The sequence below is a fragment of the Vibrio sp. T3Y01 genome (genome assembly GCF_013114525.1).
Classification (GTDB): domain Bacteria; phylum Pseudomonadota; class Gammaproteobacteria; order Enterobacterales; family Vibrionaceae; genus Vibrio; species Vibrio chagasii_B.
The window spans coordinates 13,144-29,511 of sequence record NZ_VTXJ01000030.1 but is presented as its reverse complement, the minus strand read 5'-3'; the positions used below and the strand labels follow the sequence as shown (position 1 = coordinate 29,511).

Annotated in this window: 7 protein-coding genes; 2 read left to right on the top strand and 5 right to left on the bottom strand. The window is 42.7% G+C overall.

Annotated features, from left to right (window positions below; genetic code table 11):
- Positions 1–92: 92 nt before the first annotated feature.
- On the bottom strand, positions 93–461 hold the full coding sequence (locus F0232_RS22895; RefSeq protein WP_171750992.1) for a phage protein: 369 nt from the start codon (positions 459–461) through the stop codon (positions 93–95).
- Between the two features lie 354 nt (positions 462–815).
- On the opposite strand from F0232_RS22895, the gene traD reads away from it, so the two are divergent.
- Both traD and traI read left to right on the top strand, forming a co-directional pair.
- Complete coding sequence (traD, locus tag F0232_RS22890) at positions 816–2,855, top strand: type IV conjugative transfer system coupling protein TraD (protein WP_171750991.1); 2,040 nt, start codon at positions 816–818, stop codon at positions 2,853–2,855.
- Positions 2,856–3,040: 185 nt separating this feature from the next.
- The gene (gene traI / locus F0232_RS22885; protein WP_171750990.1) at positions 3,041–8,824 is read left to right on the top strand and encodes a conjugative transfer relaxase/helicase TraI; all 5,784 of its coding nucleotides are present in this window, start codon (positions 3,041–3,043) and stop codon (positions 8,822–8,824) included.
- Positions 8,825–8,844: 20 nt separating this feature from the next.
- Here traI and F0232_RS22880 read toward each other — a convergent pair whose 3' ends face one another.
- The 4 genes from F0232_RS22880 to F0232_RS22865 form a co-directional block, all read right to left on the bottom strand.
- Positions 8,845–9,204 carry a hypothetical protein gene (locus F0232_RS22880; RefSeq protein WP_171750989.1) on the bottom strand — a complete coding sequence of 120 codons (360 nt, stop codon included), beginning with the start codon at positions 9,202–9,204 and terminating at the stop codon, positions 8,845–8,847.
- A 1,456-nt stretch (positions 9,205–10,660) separates the two neighbouring features.
- On the bottom strand, positions 10,661–14,746 hold the full coding sequence (locus tag F0232_RS22875; RefSeq protein ID WP_171750988.1) for a hypothetical protein: 4,086 nt from the start codon (positions 14,744–14,746) through the stop codon (positions 10,661–10,663).
- 3 nt (positions 14,747–14,749) lie between these two features.
- Entirely contained in the window at positions 14,750–15,142 is a 393-nt protein-coding gene (locus F0232_RS22870; protein WP_171750987.1) for a DUF6375 family protein, read from the bottom strand.
- Positions 15,139–16,098 (bottom strand): radical SAM protein, encoded by a 960-nt coding sequence (locus F0232_RS22865; RefSeq protein ID WP_171750986.1) that lies wholly within the window; start codon positions 16,096–16,098, stop codon positions 15,139–15,141. The genes F0232_RS22870 and F0232_RS22865 overlap by 4 nt, the downstream gene beginning before the upstream one ends.
- Between the last annotated feature and the right edge of the window lie 270 nt (positions 16,099–16,368).

Here is a 16,368-nt window from a genome sequence, read left to right as displayed (position 1 = left end):
AGTCTCAGCTACTCTACCAACAAAAATCACATCCAGTTAATTTCATCTATTAAAGTCTGAACTCGAGCTATAGAAACCATACTTTCCTAACACTATTTCTTGATATTCGCTATTGCTCTCGCAAGGCCAAGTAAGTGTGTTGAGGTCTTAATCTCTAGCTCTGATTGAATTCCAAGGAGTGCAATCCCTGCCAATATTTGTTGTGGCCTCACTACTTGGCCTGTCGGCAGTTCCATACTGTCGTATAACATTTTGAACTGCTCCCAGTCTTCACTGATACTTAGTTCCCGCCCTTTGACCATTCGCATCAGCCTTTTGCACTCAGGCGGTATTGGATTTCCCTCATCCCAACCTGTGACAGTTCTCACAGATTTAAAACAGAGTTCAGCGACCTCTTCCTTAGTCATTTGGCATTCTAATTCTCGAAAAATGTAATTCTTACTCATTTCGCGATACTTCACAGATAAAACCTCTAAATACAAGAGGTTGCACTGCACCGATAAGATATGCATCATTGAAAATGAGCAGACAAAGTGCGCACTGTACGAAGACGCACTAATTGGCTAATTTGCCTTATAAAAAGTTATTCATGAATTGCTAATGCTCGATTTTCTGAAAATGATTTTTGTCCAAAAACGTTTTGAAACTGGTCAATCTTAATGCGAGCACCAAACGATTCTGTCGTCCCTTAGCCTTGGCACTCGTAATACACCTCCTTTGTAACCTGTCACCTTATTCCTGATTTCATTCTACCGAACAAAAGCGCCTCACTCAGTGTGGGCGCTTTTTTATTTTCCTTCACAAGGAGTTTTTCTATGTCTACGACTCGTGGTGGTCAAATCACTTTTCACAACATTCGTATGTGGTGGCAAGTGAACGTGACCACAATCAAGTACCTCAATATCTTCGCGGCCTTACTGGGAATCCTCACCACCTACTTCATCACCTCGACTAACACATTCACGGGTGCCTACTACTACAGTCTATTTCAGCTTTTCAACAAGTTAGGTTTTAGCTTAGAGCACAACGTGGTGGTCGAATGGGAAGAGCAACGCTACAGCAGCACCCTTGGACAACAACTGCAAAACCCCATCTTGGCACAGTGCTACCAAGAATTGCTGCAAGCCCTGTTTGTTGGCCTATTGGTCTATGTGGCCGCTTCCACCGTGCTATTTATGATGATTAACCACTGGTTTAAGAGAAAAGGGCAGAAGCAGAGCGAAGATAATCACATTCGAGGCTTTCAATTGGCTGAGCCTAAAGCCGTCACCATAGAGCTAAAAAAGAAGAAAAAACTCTCCCCTTTTGCGCTCGATGGTCACAAGCTTTTTGTTGATGGATTTGAAGTCAAACACCTGATGATTGGCGGCACTACGGGGGCAGGTAAGTCCGTTGCGATTCGCAAGCTCTTACGTTGGATACGAGCACGCGGAGACAAGGCCATTATTTACGATAAAGGCTGCGATTTTGTCAGTAAGTTCTATGAGCCGCACAAAGACGTGATTTTAAATCCCTTCGATGAACGTTGCGCAGCGTGGGATATTTGGAGTGATGCCAAAGAGGCGCCAGACTTTGAATCCCTCGCGGCCGCACTTATTCCGCAACACGGTGAAGGCGACCCATTTTGGGTAGACTCCGCACGAACCATTTTCGCGGCAACCACCTATCAAATGATGATCGATGACAAACACGAATGTACGATTGAAAATTTGCTGCACATTATCTTAACGTCCGAGCTTTCGACTCTCGGTGAACACTTAAAAGACACCGAAGCCAGCTCACTGGTCTCGAAAAGTATCGAGAAGACGGCTATTTCCATCAAATCAGTCCTAGCGACTTACATTAAGTCCTTACGTTACTTACATGGTTTGGATGAAAAAGACGCACAAGGCCACCGTAAACGGGCGCCATTTTCGATCACAGATTGGGTACAAGACGAATCACAACAAGGGTTTCTGTTCCTATCCAGTAATGCAAGACAACACACCGCCCTCAGACCACTGATCTCGATGTGGCTGGCGATTGCCTCCAACGCCATTCTAGGAATGGAGCCCGATGACGACCGCCGAATTTGGGTGATCATCGATGAAATGCCTACGTTACATAAACTGCCTGAACTCACACACATTATTTCTGAAGTGCGTAAATTTGGGGGGTGTTATTTACTGGGGTTGCAATCTTACGCTCAATTAGAAACCACTTATGGGCGCAATGCGGCCAGAGTCATTTTTGATTTGCTCAACACGCGCTTTTTCTTCCGCGCCCCTTCAAAAGCGATGGCCGCCATTTCCTCGGAGGACCTTGGTGATCAAGAAATCGATATCTCACGAGAAAATATCTCTTACGGTGCGAACGCACTGCGCGACGGTGTCTCACTCGGCCATCAAAACAAAACGCGTCCGGTGGTATCTCCAGCGGAAATCCAAGGTTTGGAGGATTTAGAGTGTTACTTGCGCACGCCTAACTCCATGCTCATCACGAAACTGCAACTGAAATACGATCGCATCAGCAATCTCCAACCCTCCTTCATCAAACGCAGCATACTCGGAGGGAAAGCAATGGAGAGTATCGATCAAGCCTTAATTTTTCATGAATTAATTGCTTTGCATGAACTCGATGAAACCCAAAGAAACCGATTACTTGCCATTCAGCAAAGTACGTACGAAAACGAAGAAGAGCAGCAGCAAACCAGAGCCCGCCAAAAACAAACCCTTGCCAAAGCCTCGAAAAAGAAAAAACCGACCACCAACGCAACCCAAAACCAACAGCTCGCAGAAGACACACGAAGTGAACTTCAGCGAGAAATCGAAGAGGCGTCCATGACACAAGTAGAAACGGGCGAGATGTACGATTAACCAAACAATATGAAACGTCCATGACCACTTAGAGAAACATACAATCTTGCCCTCTCCTGTCAGAACCCTTACCACCCTTTCATTCACATCAACGCCGTCCACTAACCCATTCGTACCAAATCCAAATCACCGGCATTTCGCTGACGTGGCGGCTTTGCTGCGCCCCAACAAAAGGAGAATACCTTATGATGTCCATCAGCCCTCTTAAATCCGCCTCTGGCGCCGCCAAGTATTACTTAAACGAAGAAAACACACCAAATACCCTTAATACGTCACTCGAAAAAGACAGTAACGACAACTACTACCTCAAAGAAAGCAGTACCGATGACAACACTTTTTGGCACGGTCAGTTAGCCGAAGAAGCAGGCCTAATCGGTAAACCGGTTGACCAAAAAACGTTAGAGTCCGTTTTATCTGGACACCTAGGCAATGAAACCATCAAGGGTAAACGGGGCGACCATAAATGTGGTTTTGACCTGACTTTTTCAGCACCAAAAAGATTAAGCACGCTCGCACTCGTTGGCGGGGATACTCGCCTTATTGATGCACATAATGACGCGGTCAAATTTGCTCTATCTCAATTAGAGACAGACGCAGCACAAGCCGTATCGATTAACAAAGAAGGGGGGCGTGAGTTTAACAATACCGAAAACATGGCCTTTGCGGTCGTGCGCCATAAAACCAGTCGTGAAAACGATCCACAACTCCATTCCCATGCCTTGACGGCAAACATGACCCGCGACAAAGAAGGGCAACTGCGTACACTCGCCTCTTCTCTCAAACAAAAAGGCGGCGTCATCAATGGGACAGGCGAGCGCATTTACAACTTCCAAAAATACTACGGTATTTTATACCAGAGCCAATTGGCTAAAGAAGTTATAGAGTTAGGCTATACAACGCGAGCCCTCGGCAATGGTCAATTTGATGTTGAAGGCGTTCCTCAAGTATTAATCGACACCTTCTCCACTCGCTCACAACAAATAGAACAACAAACCTTAGATTTAGGCTTTGAATCCCGCGCGGCAAAAGACGTGGCCAACCTCGATACGCGCAAGTCCAAAACCTACGAAAGTGAGGCAACGCTCAATGCTCATTGGCAACAAACGGTGCGCAACGCAGGACATAAGCCCGAAGAACTGGTTAAAAACGCCCTGGGGATCACTCCACAAGAACATAACCCTGAAGAAATCGCTAAAGACGCGTTGGGTCGCGCCATTGAACACTTAGGGGGATACAACACGGCATTAAAACTGGAAAAGGTCATAGAGTTAGCCGCGGCCGAGTTTACCAAAGGCGGCGTACAAGCCAATGCGATTGACCTTAAAGTGGTCGCTGACCAATGGGTTAAAGATGGGGCACTTATCCCTCTTTCAGAGAAAGGTCAATACACCACTCAAGCCATGCTGAAAACCGAACAAGCCCTCCTGGAGGCCACTCAAGGGCGGACGCGCCATATGCGCACGCCAGTCAATGACGCTACGTTAGATAAATTAAACCTCACTCAAGGCAACCGCCAAAAGGTGGCGGACATTTACCAGTCCACCAAGCAGTTTCATGTGGTTAATGTGTTTGGCAACAGTGAACAAATCGCGCAAAACCTCTTGAACGTCGGCAACCATGTCAGCAAACGTGTCCACTTAGTGTCACAAAACGCCAAAGACAAACACCGTCATAGCCAAACCATCCAACGTGAAAGTCATACGGTCGCCACCTGGGTAAAACACCGTTTTCAAGAAGAGCAGCGCCACTCTGTCCATAGTTTGTTGCACTCAGACGTCCCTATGACCAACAAAGACATCCTTCTTGTCGACAGCGCCCACAAAATGAGCGCCAATGAGTTGATGGCTTTAAACGCAAAAGCTAAGGGATCGGGTAGCAAAGTCATCTTGCTGAACAACACGTCCAGTCGCCAAGGTTTTAAATCTTATAACGCCATCGAGCTTTATCGCAGAGGCAACGTCGTCTCGCACTCTTGGGTAGACAGCAAACAGATAGACAGTAAGGTTACCTTGCACAACAGCGATACACGCACCCTCGCTAGAGCGTATACCCACTTACCAAACAAAGAAGACACACAAGTGCTGGCGACTTCTCACCTTGAACAACGACGATTGACGGACGCGATCCGTACCTCTCTGCAGAACGAGGGTCAACTTGCCCGCAGCGGTATCACCTTGTTCACTCAGCAGCCTCATTATTTGTCTAAGCCCCAACAGGAGTTAGCGCAACATTACAAGCCAGGTATGACCCTTCGCCATTGGGAAGACGGACAACCTCAAGAGTTAGTGGTTTCAACCTCGGATAAGGCAAACAATCGACTCCATGTCCTGAGCAAAACCGATGGACAAGAATACACCCTCGATCCCGCTTCCGCCGGATTCAAAGCCCTCAACATGCAGATCTTTAAACCTGACTCGCTGCAAGTTAACCAAGGTGAACGCCTCATGACCACCGGTAAGCACTTTCCATCTGAGTTGAACGCCAATGAGCGTTACGTAGTCACGGATATTTCTAAAGAAACCCTAACGTTAACGGACACGCAGGGCGAATCGAACACCATCCCCGTTGAAGCCCTGAAAGACGCACCACTACAATACGACTATGTCCATACCGCCAGTCATATCGAACCAAGGGCGCACACCCTCCTTTCAGGCAAAGCCTTTACGCTCTCGAAAGCACTCTTTCACGAGCTGACCGAGAAAAGCGCGCGCATCGATGTGTTTACCGACAACCCCGATAAAGCCCAGGCCGCGCTTGAGAAAAGCGAAGTGAAGCTTTCTGCCATCGAGCGAGTCATGCAGACTCAAAACGTCAACGACCACTACCTCTCTGAAACCACCGCCGCCACAGTCAAAAGCGACATCGAGCAAGCCCTCACTCTCTTAAACAAAGAGCACAATTCACCACTGCAAGAGAAAGCGTTGAACTTTGCCCTGGGTCATCTTTCTGAAACAGAAGCGGCGTTTACACAAAAAGAGTTAGTCGTCGAAGCCATCCGTTACGCTTTTGAAGAGGCCAATCAACCGATAATCAAAGAGCAAATTGAAACAGAGCTCGCCAAACGCAGTGACGTCCTCTCTGCCGAATACAGCGATGGTACACGCTGGACCACCCAAGCGGCACTCGATACCGAAAAACACATTTTACAAAACATTGATCAAGGGAAAAATCAACACAAGCCGTTTGCCACCCACCAACAAGTCAGACATTATCTCGATGCACAGCCTCGCCTTACCCAAGGACAAAAGGACGGCATCACCCTTATCTCAACGACCAAAGACAGTTTTGTAGCCGTGCAAGGTTTGGCGGGCACCGGTAAATCCACCCTGCTCGAATCCAACCTTGAATTGATTCAACACGCCATCCAAGCCAGTAACCAGCCACCTTCGCAAGTGATTGGTCTGGCGCCAACGCACGCCGCCGTCAGCGAACTGGAAAGCAAAGGACTACAAGCGCAAACGCTAGAAAGCTTACTGACCGACCTAAGACGTGGCATCACCTTACCAGAGGAGTACAAAAACACCCTCTTCTTCCTCGATGAAAGCTCTATGGTCAGCAACCAACAAGCCAAAGAGCTCACCGACCTTGTATTGCAAAGCGGCTCCAAAGCCACCTTGCTTGGGGATAAAGAGCAGCTGCTTTCTCTTAATGCTGGTAAACCGTTTGAATTGAGCATAAGTCAGGGCCGTATCGATACGACTTACATGACCGACATCCTTCGTCAGAACGATGAAATACTGCTTGGCGCCGTACACAACATTGTAGATAAGCAGCCAGACAGCGCCCTCGATAAACTCTCTCAGCAAGGCCCTGATACACTCGGTAGCACGCAACATATCGTCTCCACCCTCGATGAGAATGCGAAAGACCAAAGCAAAGCGCAACTCATCGCCACCGAAAAGCTGCCTTACGCTGTCGCGCAGGACTACCTTGCCCGTACGCCCGAGACACGAGAAAACACGCTGATCATTGCTTATACGAATAATGAGCGTGACCACATCTCTGAGCACATTCGTGCCGGACTGATGAAAACACAGGAGATAGGCCAAGAAAACATCATCACCACCCGATTACGCTCTACAGGTGATAGCAAAGAAGAGTTAACCACCATGATGCCTTATCAGAAAGGGCTCATTTTAAGCACCAAGCCAGGAGAGTACGACCTCATTACCCACGTTGATTCGGAGCACGGTGTGGTGACCCTTCAAGACGTAAATACAGGTAAGACAAAGCCATTTTTACCACGCAACAAAGACCACAAATACACGTCACTCTTCGTTCAATCAGAAAAGCCACTTTCAACCGGTGACAAAATCATGACCCGCTTTACCGACAAAGCGCGAGGCATTAAAGCCAATGTGGAATACGCCATCAGCCGTGCCACCAAGGAAGAAATCACCGCGCTGTCGAAAGAGGGGCAAACGTTAAGCCTTAATCCAAACCAACTGAAAGACGGCCACTGGGATTACGCTTACACCAGAACCGCAGATATGGCGCAAGGCGCGACGTATCAGAACGTCATTACCACCCTAAAGGGCAAAGGCGCACTGACGAACTTAAGACGCGCTTACATCGATTTAAGCCGGGCGAGTAGTCATGTGAAACTCTTTACTGACAGCCCAAAACAGATGATGAAGAGCTGGTTATCGAAAGAGGTCAATAAACACAGTGCCATTGAAACCATCGAGAACATTGCACCACACAGTACCCCTTACTTTAATGACAAAGCCCTGCCTCATGAAGACGTGCGTTATCACAATAGAAACGGAGATTTTAACTACAACCAATTTAAAGACCACATCAACCAAGCGCTCCCTAAATACGCCGAAAGCTTAGCCATCAACCTCTTGGGGCAACCGAACCCATCTAAATCAGACCGTGATTACCTCACCTTTGGTATTGGAAAATCAGCAATAAAGGTATCGTTAACGGGGGAATATCGAGGGTATTTTAAAGACTATACCACCGGTGAAAAAGGCTCACTCATCAATTTAATGATGATTCATAAGAAAATAAACTATAAGGAGGCAATGCAAGAAGCCCATAACATGCTCAATGAGCCTGATAAATACCAACTCACCGCCAACCCCAAACATGACCAATTACTGACTACGACGCCAAAACACATGGCACAATTTGAAGAGAGAGCGAAAGAATATATACAAACCAGTCAGCCACTCACAGGCACATTAGCCGAAACTTACCTCAATAAATTAGGGATTGAACACCCTAAGAATGACCATGTTCATTTTCATCAAGCGGTGTATTCCTCAGAGGATAAGACATTCCACCCGGCGATGATAACTAACATTCACGATAAAAAAGGAGAAACAAAAGCCATTGAAGTGACTTATTTAGACGGGCAAGGAAATAAAGATCTGGCACTCGATATCAATCCACGGATATTAGGCACGAAATCCAAACAAATAACGCAATTCCATCAAGGCAGTGATTTGCACACCACCATCATCAGTACCTCAATCGAGAATGCTTTTATGATTAATCAAGCGCATCAAGGCCAATACGACATTATCAATGTCAATCATAAGAATGACATTCAGAATATCTCCACCGATGAACTCAGACAGAACATTGTGATTGTACTGAGTCAAGGCAATACGGATTTAAATCCCAACAACATTGAAAAAATCATGGCCAATTTTTCAGGGAGAAATATTCAGTTTGTTTCACCTGACAATATGCTTGAGGAAATCAAACAGGGTATTGAACAATACCATCAACAAACGCATCAACAAAAAGAGGAATTCGACACACCCACTCAAGACCATGATTCATTAACCAACAAGCCGGACACTGATATTAATCAACACACAAAAGCAATCAAAGATAAAGAGCTTGAACACTTCGACAGCAAAGAACCCTCCCCTCAAAAAACGTTTGATTTTAATCAGGAGCGTGACAACAACAATGACCAATATAATAAACTAGATAGAGAGTTAGAGCGGTAGAAAAAGGGGTGTCCAATGGACTACCCTTTTTTTTTGCCTGCCAGAAACTCATCGACTTTATTATCGATATCAGATTTCACCTGTTGCCTAAAGGGTTTGGATTCTTTTTGTTCTCGGAATAATTTTTCACCATCAAAGGTTTGTCCATGAACCACATCAGTGATCGCAGATGAACCACGAACGACACGATAAATCTCTTCCATCAACTCACGATTCGATGGACTATCATCCTCACTGTCATTGAGTTTAATGCGCAGTGCCAACATCAAAAGTTGCCGCGTGGCCTCGGCATCACTTAACGCTTCCTTATCCCTAAACGCCTTAAAATCTTGCGCTAACTTTCCACGTAATGAGCTTTGTAATGGATAAGAACGTGTCATATTGCCCTCCTCAATCCCAATTAAAAGCATTGTTATTCCAATGAAATTCCAATCAATTAATTTTATAAAACACCCATTAAGCCTTGTCAATAAAGGGCTCAATCAACATTCAATGATTTCCAATTAAAATGACATATAAAACGCTCTCATCGCTTTATATATAAGGGATCAATCAATATTCATTGAAAATATATATTTATCCATTGAAATTTAAGCGGCTAATTAGTGTAATTTTTGAAAATTTTTCCACGTTACTTTAAACGACTATTATATCTTTAATTTCTTGTTTTTATTGTCTTTATGTTTTTAACAGACAACCATTTGCATTGATTTCAATGCGCCGTGGTGTGTGGTGAAGAATTGAAAATACAGGGGCATCTTGGGAACGCTTTCCAATTAGTCTTTGTTTTCGCTAAGAGGCTAAATTATCGATGAAAAACGCCCCTATTGGAAGGGGTTGGGGTGTAGATTTGACCACACTGTTTTTACATTAACGCCAAGTTACTCTTATACAGGGGCACTTTAACCCCCAAAATACAGACTAAAAATGACGAGATTACAGTTAACTGAAATTAGCGCTAGAACGCCTCTGGACAATAAGCGAGTTAATCATATTTATAATCAATACAAAAAAGAGGTCACATTGACCTCTTTCGTAGATTCATTTTCTTGAGAGTAAACTACATCTATCATTATTTTGACCTACTGGTGTTTAATTACTCTTAATTTTTCTGCTCATATTCTTAGCTATCATGCGCTAATTTAGAAAGCGTTAAAGTTCCAGATCAATGCTCTAAAGATCGTAAAGCCTCACCTAGCAGGTCTTCTGGCGAAAGGTTAGAGTGGGTGTTCATTATACTTTCGATTCTCCTTGTAGGAAAAGATTTACAAGTCTTCCCTTTACCATCAAAGTCCTCTTGTCTTCTGCCGTATGCAATGTACACATTAATGAGAGTACACTCCCTCTCTCTCACTGAGCAGGTAATTTTCCTGAGTTTTTTTTGAAGACCTTCAAACATTCTATCGAGGCTTTGGTCACTATTTGCCTTAGTAAAGTGACCATAGACTTCAGAGATAGTGCTATTTATTGATAGCTCAAACCTATGTACTTCTTGTTTCATTTAAAATAACTCAAGTATTATTGGGATTTATATTACACATACTATAACCAAAAACATTGAAAGTTATTGGTTAATCAATTTAGTCAGCTTTGGCTCTCTTTGTTATCAGCTTTTGTTGACAAAGCTAACTGCTTCCAGTTACAAAATACATCATTGGCACTCGCCATGAGTCGCGACGACATACTGACTCAGAGTTGGACAGAAATGTGTCAGTGACCTTGCTAAATTAGCATTTCACGGATTACCTGAGGTACGGCAAAACCTCGATCTTAGTGCCCATTTTTTATCATCCACTAAAAATAGCAAAGGGAATGCGTTACGCATTCCCTTTCCAATCAATAATTAGTTTGCAGAAAGTCTATTCTTTCAAAATCTTTGTACGCAAAATCCCCATTATACCCGACGTCAGAAACTCTTCTTTCACCCTTGATCCGAGTTATTATTCTTAAGCCACTAGGTTTCAGTGCAGCAGTTAAGAATTCTTTCTCCAAGTAGAATCTTTTCCGAGAATTAGAGTATTCTTCTAGATCTTCAACTATATACTTTGAGATTTGTTGTCCGTCTTTGAAGTAACAAAGCCGCTCACAGTCAAACTTAAGCGCATGCTCTTTAACAAAACTAGAAGCTAGCATTGGCATAGAAAAACTACCACTTGAATGTTCCGAACTATATTCGATGATAAAATCTTTAAGCGAATGCTCCTTATATTTAGGAACTGTCATTGTATGTGTTCCAGATGTTCTTACAAAAGCACTTCCATCAAAGAACACGTTTGATTCAACTTCTATTTCTTCTTCACCATCTTCTTCCTTGATAACTTGGTGTTCAAGGCTTTTACTCCACGAGCTATAAAGCTCCCCCAAATAAACGTCAGATAATTTGGCGATTTCAGGAAACTCCAATTTGCTAGATTCCTCGCTATCAAAATCAAAGTCTTTCAACGACTCTTCGAAAACTAAAAAGGAGTTTACAGAAGCATAGAAATGACGATTTGATTCCTTAGATTCCTCGACTATCAAGGCATCAACCAAAATCCAGTTTTCATTTTCAAAACTTGCACAATCGCTGAGATGACCCAGAGTCGGATCTTCCGAATAGTTAATCCATTCTTCTGTAGTTAATCCTTCATCACCCAAGTACATTTTTTCACTAAGAGGGTAGGCTTTTAAGCTTTTACTAGGAAAGAAAGGGTCAATTCCATCTATAAACCTTCCCCCCCTGAACTCCAACTGTTCCGAATCAAGTAGTTTTCCTGCCATTTGGTAGTACGCTATCCAAGAGTACTTTTTCCCATAGCGCTCTACTTTTGAAGTTTCGTGTCTGCTGTGATAACCGTTTGAAGAAATTTGATTGTCTAAGTTACCAAATTTGTCCTCGCTCCACCCCAAGTCATATACTTTCCATAGTATCTGATTACGAATTTTCGCGTAAGCTTCATGTTCATAGTCGTAATTACTACGATCTTTAACCAAACGACCAATAGTATAGTTCTCAAAATCCATTTTAAGAGGAGATAAATGCCCGCTCATACCATCAGTGGTTTCTTCATTCCATTGACTTCGGGGCATTTGTTCAAAAGGTTCAGTAGCTGCTTTAACTTCTGATTCACCAATATTAATTTGAGATTCCAAACTCGCACGCTTCACTAAACATGAGGCATATTCTCTAACCAATGTGTTGGTTGTAGCGTGCTTCGAATCATGACTGAAAAAAACAGCTACTATGTGTTTGCCGAACGCCTCTATCTCATCTAAGTTTTCAGATTTATCCAAAGACATACTGACTACTGAGTAACATGCTGCGATTATCCGCTCTAATATATATTCATCATCAGTCGCTAGAATAGGTTTGACAATTTCTAGGAAACTCTTAGTGTTGTGCACTCCATAGTAGACTAAAGCCTCAGTTGAAATATCTCTTAGCTCAGTTACGACTGAGTTAAGGAACCAAATCGTTGTAATTAGCCTTAGTTTTTCTATTTCGGGGTCTGAAAACTCTCTATTTTTCCAACGCTCTACTATAAATCGAATGCCTTTTATCAATTCATCATGGTTTCTTCGAAAGTACTCTCCCCATGAAAGATCTCTGTCCACCATCGACATGTCTAACAATACATCACTTAGAAACTTTGCGTTTAGAGGGTGAGATATTGCGAATCGTACGTCTCCTAAAGATTCAATGTATTTTCGTTTCAACCCTTCATTTAGTATTAAGCTTTTCAACTCGCATACTGTTTCATCACAAATGTAATTAGGTTCCATCAAATGCGACAAACTTAAAACTTCATTCTTGTAAGTTGAAGGAACTATTTGCCAAATGTGTGGCAGTTTATACTGCGGTGCAATAGCGACAAGTGCATGTAGGATGTCCTCTGACAACTCATGTTGCAGAGTCACATCTTCGAAAATTTTCTCTAAAAACTCTTGTGAACTGAATAGCGATACGTCTCGATTTAGACAATAGTGCTCCATTAAATAGAAAGCTATAATGTATCCACCTAGGCGGTCATACGCTGGGCTTAAGCGATATTCTCCACGACGAACCAGATCTCTGAATATCAAACCTTCTTGAGATAGCAAGTTGACAATATTACTGTCCCAATCTGTCGACTGTGGATTATACTTCTGCAAAAAGTCTCTTTCTAAAACACCTCTACCGTTTGCCTCCCACAGAGCTTCGCCTAAGTAGTAGACTGCGTTTTCTACGTCAGTAATTGTATACCTGATAGACAGGTTAGTCATTTCAGAGATAGTCTTTCCGATATGTGTGACTTGCTCTCTAAACAATGAGTATATGGATGACGGAAAACTTTGAACCACCACTCTAGTCTTCCTTGATCGATTCGTAACTTCACAAAAAATTTTTAAGTTTAAAGGGTGGCTGAAGAAACTTTGCGGAGCCGCTATTGGATTAGCACTAATCTTATAATATCTAAAGTATGCACCTATAGCTTGGACAGTTACTTCGTCATTAAACCCTTTTAACAGTAACTCAAAGCAATCATTGGGGAGCGCTTGCTGCGCAAACCCTTCTCTTGATGAACTATTAACTCTGACAGCACCTACATGTTTTCGAGACTGATATCCATCTCGCAATGTACAGACGAGTACTACATTTGGATATCGAGGTAGTACGGTCTCTATGCTTGCCAATAAGTTCTTCCATTCTCTTGGGTCTTCAGCCTCATTTAATCCATCAACAACTATTGGAACTCGACAACGATTTCTTTCTCCCGCCGAATCTATAGCCGAAAGCAACAATTCAAACGATCTAACTTCGTTAGAGGCAAAGGACATATTTTGAACCAGAGAATCAAGCGTTCCCCCCTTACGAAGTTTTTTTCCGTGAAGAAGTACTCCAGTTAGCCTGTCATCATTTTGGCTTGTAACTTCAGCAGCTAATTGTGTTTTACCTCTGCCAGCTTTACCAATAACAGCTATTAGTTGATGAGCGAACAGTTCTACAGCTTCTGACAACAGCTTCTTGATGTCTTTGATAACTGCATTAGCATTGGTCAAATAAAGAGAAAGCGGTAGGTTCTGCCTTCTTGTTAACCTTAGTAACTGACTTATGTTTTTTGTCTGCTCTGAAGATTGAGCAAAGTTCGCAATTCTACCTATTTCTCTGCCTGACACTGTAGACTCAAAGACCTTACAGCTAGATATAACCTGTTTACAAAAGGCTATGAACTCTTCTAAATCAGACGAAAAATCTACATAATCCTCATGCCTAGCTAACTCAGAAATAGTTGATAAATAAGCGTCTAGTTTAACTTTCGCAGCATATATATCAGACCATGCGCTAGGCTCACCGAGCACTCTTCTTATATCTCGCTCTACGTCTGTAGATTGATGAACTTCATGAATCCAACGACTTCTAATCGGTGCCACTGAATTCGTATGCTGTTCATTTAACATATCTGGTGTTAGAGCCAGCTCTCCAAAATAATTAGCCCTTAACTCTGTTGCTGGGCCTGAGAGATAAGACTCTAAATCGTTTTCATTCCAAAGATGTAATGTAAAGCCATATTTTGTTTGTAAATCATAGAACCAAGTTTGGTCAGCCTTCGCTAAGGTTTTATGTGTCCAAAGAATCCATACATTTAAATCTGGTAAGTGCTTTTTCGTTGTTTTCAGCGAGTGTTCAATCTGGCTCTTTGCCCCAGTAGTTAAGCCACCGTCACTTTTATATTGGAACCATTTGCATTGCCATCCAACCTTTAACCCTTTTGTTCCCAATCTTGGGTCATCACAATCGAGCTCAAGATGGAACTCCACACCTGGTTGATTTTTTAACTCTTTAATTGGCCCATGATTTCGAAATTGTCGAACGACAATTCCTCTACATAAGCTTTCAAAACTAAATGCATGCGCGTTAGGATGCTCTCCAGCTACATGTTCAAACTTAGCCCAATCAAGCACTATTTAATCCTCTTGTTTAACTAAATCAGGATAATCGTGTGCTGAAAAGCATTCGACCTTCGCTCCTTCATGAATCAGTAAAGAGATGAATGCATTCAGATCGTCATCTGACGATATGGTTATCTTTGAACCTTTTCTTTCGAGACTTTGGTCATACATAAATTGCGCTAATTGTTGGGGTGAAAGACAAAACAGATTTTGCTTGCTAAGGAACTCAAGCACTTCATCACCATATCTATCTGCATCCACGTCAAAATTCGATTCATCACTACATAGAAAAGAACTAATCGTTGATACTAATTGCTCAAAATTTTCAGCCTTCTCTGCATCCTTGAACGCACCAACGATTACTAGATTTAAAGAGTGCTCCGCACCGTAGCCCTGCCAAATTTTCATTCTAATTCAACCCTTATAGTATTTGTTAACTGACGATAAGCATTAGTGAGGGAACCTCCACCTATAGGAACTCCATTCTTGTCAAATGAACTCAACTTAAAAACACCTGACGCATCTATATGCGCAAAGCCTTGCAGGTCGCTCTCTTTCTGAAGACCGATAGCAGTGACAAATTGATTTTTGTAATCAGAGCTTATAGATACCCTCATACTTTTTATCGTTAGGCTTCGACTGTCGACAATTTCTTTTAATTTACTTAGTGTTACATCATCGATTTTTTTACCAAACCCCACTGGTACCTCTGGTAAAATCAGAAACTCATCGGCACCTAGCTCCTTGGACAGTTCCAAGGCATTTGGTAAGTCGTCAATAGTTTTACTGTTAACTACGTAATTTATCCCAAATGGGATACGCCCTTTCAACAATTCTAAATTGCTTAACAGCTGCTTAAATGATCTTTTCCTTATAGACTCATAATTACTGTAAGTTCCATCCATACTTACTCTAATAAAGTTCACATGACTTTTTAGCTGAGATATTAGTTCAGGAGTTAAACTATGACCATGCGTCGTAAAGCTAATTGCTAGCTTGGTTTCTTCTTGTCCAAACTGGCAAAGTTCAATCAAGTCTCCATGCAATGTTGGCTCACCTCCACCAAAGCCGATACCAAACACACCCATACTATCCATTTCAAGCAACCAATCTTTTACTCTACTTTTATCCAGAGTTGAACGGTGCTTTGGCGCATAACAATGCGCACACCTCAAGTCACAGTCATTAGTAAGTGCGATAGAAACCTGCCTAGGACTAAGAGTCCAATCGGACTCAGGTGGGATTTCATCATCTAGAAGTATGTTAAGCCCATTTTGGCGGCTAAATAAGTGGACACCATCAGGCCCCTTTCTAATTTTGAACTCGTTGTGTTGGGTAACGCTATTTTTATTCTTTATGTACAAAGTTTATCCATTACCTTAAACGGTTAGATCGCGTGCAATATCAGCATAAGATGAAACGAATAACTAAAGGGTTACTTTTATTCACTTCAAACATGCCAACCCTACCTATAAAATTCACTCCTACAGATGGCGAGTACATATTATTCATAATGAGACTAAATACATATGAGACATGTCAATCTTACTGTAACAATTTGATGTGGCTAAATATAAACGCGTAACTCACTAGTGAGATCTTCACCAGACTTTCTCGAACAATTTAAATTGACA

Coding starts and splice junctions, on each gene's coding strand:
- F0232_RS22870 (WP_171750987.1), bottom strand. CDS start 15,142: ATGAAAATTTGGCAGGGCTACGGTGCGGAGCACTCTTTAAATCTAGTA.
- traD (WP_171750991.1), top strand. CDS start 816: ATGTCTACGACTCGTGGTGGTCAAATCACTTTTCACAACATTCGTATG.
- F0232_RS22880 (WP_171750989.1), bottom strand. CDS start 9,204: ATGACACGTTCTTATCCATTACAAAGCTCATTACGTGGAAAGTTAGCG.
- traI (WP_171750990.1), top strand. CDS start 3,041: ATGATGTCCATCAGCCCTCTTAAATCCGCCTCTGGCGCCGCCAAGTAT.